Genomic DNA, 3,035 nt, shown 5'->3' with positions numbered 1-3,035 from the left:
CCCGCTGGGGGCGGGAACGACGGGGAGAGGATGGCGCCCGCTGGGGGCGGGAACGACGGGGAGAGGATGGCGCCCGCTGATGGGTGCTGGTTCAGGGTAGTAGGCGACTCGCCCTCGCTGGGGGTGGGAATAGCGGGTGGTGGGATGGTCTTTTTTGGACAGGGAAGATTGGTTCTGATAAGCACAAACCGGTAAGCGCATGCGGATAGCGGTTGAACGTCTCACAAAACGATTTGGGCCGGTGTTGGCCAACAATCGGCTCTCTATTTCGTTTGCCGCCGGCCAGATACACGGTGTGCTGGGCGAAAATGGTGCCGGTAAGAGCACGCTGATGAAGCTGTTGTCCGGCTATATGCAACCGGACGAGGGGCAGATACTGTTTGACGGTGTGCCCAGCCGGTTGCGCGGGCCGGCTGATGCTCTGAAGGCCGGGGTGGGGATGGTGCATCAGGAGCCGTTAGATGTGCCGGCCTTTTCCGTGTTGGAGAATCTGCTTTGCGCTGCACCACGTGGGGTCTTCTCGTCGCGGCGAGCCGCCCAGACGGCATTGCTGGAACTCGCTGAACGATTGGGTTTTGCGGTTGATCCAACAGCCCGCCTCGATCAGTTGACGATTGGGCAGCGGCAACAGATTGAAATTATGCGCCTGTTGTTGTGTGGCGCACAGGTGTTGATCCTCGACGAGCCAACCACCGGCATTACCGCAGCGCAGACACGGGCCTTGTTCGCTGCGTTACGCCAGATTGCCGCTGAAGGCCGTACTATTCTGTTTGTCTCGCATAAGCTGGAAGAAGTGGCTGAACTGTGCGATACGGTCACTGTGTTGCGGAATGGTGAGGTGGTGCCACCCGGCCAGTTGCCGATGCCACAGCCTCAGGAGTATCTCCTGGCGCTGATGTTTGGCGATGCCGGTGCTTCGTCAGTAGTCTATCGTCCGCTACCGGCCATCACTGCCCTACCGGTATGGGAGTTGCGGCAGGTAACGGTGCGTAGTGGCTCGCTGCAGATCCACCTTAATCACACCTTCGCTGCCGGGCGTATCATCGGGCTGGCCGGTCTTGATGGCAGTGGTCAGCAGGTGTTGCTGCGGTTGCTGGCGGGTCAGATCACGCCGGAGCGTGGGCAGATTCTGGTTAATGGGCGGGATCTGACCGGTGCCGGTTCGCTTGCGTTTCGCCAGGCCGGGATTGAATACCTGCCGGCGGATCGGTTGCACGATGGGATGATTGGTGCATTTTCGCTCACCGATCATTTTGCCTTGCTGCAACGGAACGGGATCATTATAGATCGTCGCTCGGCTGAAGAGTTGGCCCGGCAGGCGATTGCCGATTATCAGATCAAGGCCACCCCGATCACGCCAATTGCTGCTCTTTCCGGTGGTAATCAGCAGCGGGCTATGCTGGCGTTGGTTCCGCCTAATGCCCAGGGTATTCTTGCCGAACAACCTACCCGTGGCCTGGATGTCGCTTCGGCGCGGGCGATCTGGGGACGCTTGCAGGCACGGCGCGACGCCGGGTGCTGTGTGGTCTTTGCGTCGCCCGATCTGGACGAGATTATGGAGTATAGTGATGAGGTCATCGTGTGCTTTGCCGGACGGATCGGTCCGCCGATGCCACGGGCACTGTTATCGTCAGGACGATTGGCCGAGCTGATCGGTGGGGTTGGCTTTGAGGCGTTGGTGGAGGCGGTATGAAGCGATCTACCCTGATCACGCAGGCGATACAACCACTACTGGCGCTGCTGGCTGCTTTCGCGTTTACTACGCTCGCTCTCCTGAGTACGGGAGTGTCTCCGCTTGACGCTTACCGGTTGGTACTCTTTGGTGCATTCAGTACGCCGGTGCGCCTGAGCGATATGATTATGCTGGCTGCGCCGCTTTTGCTCTGTGCCGTCGGGTTAAGTATCACCTTCGCCGGTGGACTCTACAATCTCGGTGTCGAAGGGCAGATGATCATGGGCGCGATTGCGGCGATGGTTCCGCTGCGCCTCTGGTCCGATGTATCGCCTCCGCTGCTCTGGTTGCTGGCTGCGCTATGCGGCATGGTTGGCGGCGCGTTCTGGGCCGGTCTGATCGGTCTCTTGCGGCGTTATGCCGGTGTCAGCGAAATCTTCGCCGGGTTGGGGATGAACTTTCTCGCCAGCGGTATTGCCATGTATATGGTGTTGGGGCCGTGGCGACGACAAACATCGGCGTCGTTGTCGGGAACCGATCTGTTGCCGCGTGAACTCTGGTGGCCGACGATTGACCGGCTGCGGTTGGCACCGGCTGCGCCGGTGATCGCCTTGCTGGCCCTGGCTGTTGTCTGGTGGGCATTAACGAAGACGCGCTGGGGGTTGGAGGTGCGGGCAGTCGGGTTGAACCCGGCGGCAGCCGGGCGGTTGGGAGTGGCGGCTGCCCGGCGAATGTGGGAGACGCTGGCTGCCTGTGGCGCACTGGCCGGGCTGGCCGGTATGGTACAGGTAGTGGCTGTCCATCACGCGCTCATCCCAAATATTTCCAGTGGGATCGGTTTGTTGGGTCTGCTGGTAGCCTTACTGGCGCGGGCCGATCCGCGATGGTTACTGCCAGTTACCATTGCCTTTGCGGCCTTTACCGTAGGGAGTATTCAGTTGCCGCTGACATTGGGAATTGACAGCGCGATTGCCGGTGTGCTTCAGGGGGCATTAGTCCTCTTTGCATTGGCGACGCGCGTGCGAAAGGACACCCAGGCCGCACGTGGCTGATGAGTTATATCGACGGGAAGAGATACATCAACACCAGCATAAGACATAGACATCGTGTGATTGGACTATGAATCAACTATGGATCGATATTGCGGCGGTACTGGCCGCAGCGTCACCCCTGGTGATTGCCGCGATGGGTGAGACGATCAGTGAGCGGGCTGGGGTGATTAACCTCTCGCTTGATGGGACGATGTTGCTGGCCGCGATGACCGGCTTTGCCGTCGCGGTGACAACGCAGCATGTGCTGCTGGGTTTTGTGGCGGCGGCTCTGATCGGTGCGCTGGTGGCAGTGGTGCTGGGCGTGTTCAGTA

Annotated in this window: 3 protein-coding genes; all 3 read left to right on the top strand. The window is 60.1% G+C overall.

The window, feature by feature from the left end; genetic code table 11:
- Window positions 1-199: 199 nt before the first annotated feature.
- A complete protein-coding gene (locus VAE57_RS10015; RefSeq protein ID WP_322821742.1) occupies window positions 200-1,693 on the top strand; it encodes an ABC transporter ATP-binding protein in 1,494 nt (497 codons plus the stop codon).
- Window positions 1,690-2,724 (top strand): ABC transporter permease, encoded by a 1,035-nt coding sequence (locus VAE57_RS10010; protein WP_322821741.1) that lies wholly within the window; start codon window positions 1,690-1,692, stop codon window positions 2,722-2,724. Before VAE57_RS10015 ends, VAE57_RS10010 begins: the two co-directional genes overlap by 4 nt.
- 67 nt (window positions 2,725-2,791) lie before the next feature.
- The coding region (locus VAE57_RS10005; RefSeq protein ID WP_416208441.1) for an ABC transporter permease subunit at window positions 2,792-3,035 on the top strand (244 nt) is incomplete at its 3' end.

Source organism: Chloroflexus sp., assembly GCF_034434295.1.
Taxonomy (GTDB): domain Bacteria; phylum Chloroflexota; class Chloroflexia; order Chloroflexales; family Chloroflexaceae; genus Chloroflexus.
The sequence above is the reverse complement of the archived record's forward strand: the minus strand, read 5'-3'. Positions and strand labels throughout refer to the sequence as shown.

Excerpts from the sequence above, each read along its gene's own strand:
- VAE57_RS10015 (WP_322821742.1), top strand. The coding sequence starts at position 200 with ATGCGGATAGCGGTTGAACGTCTCACAAAACGATTTGGGCCGGTGTTG.
- VAE57_RS10010 (WP_322821741.1), top strand. The coding sequence starts at position 1,690 with ATGAAGCGATCTACCCTGATCACGCAGGCGATACAACCACTACTGGCG.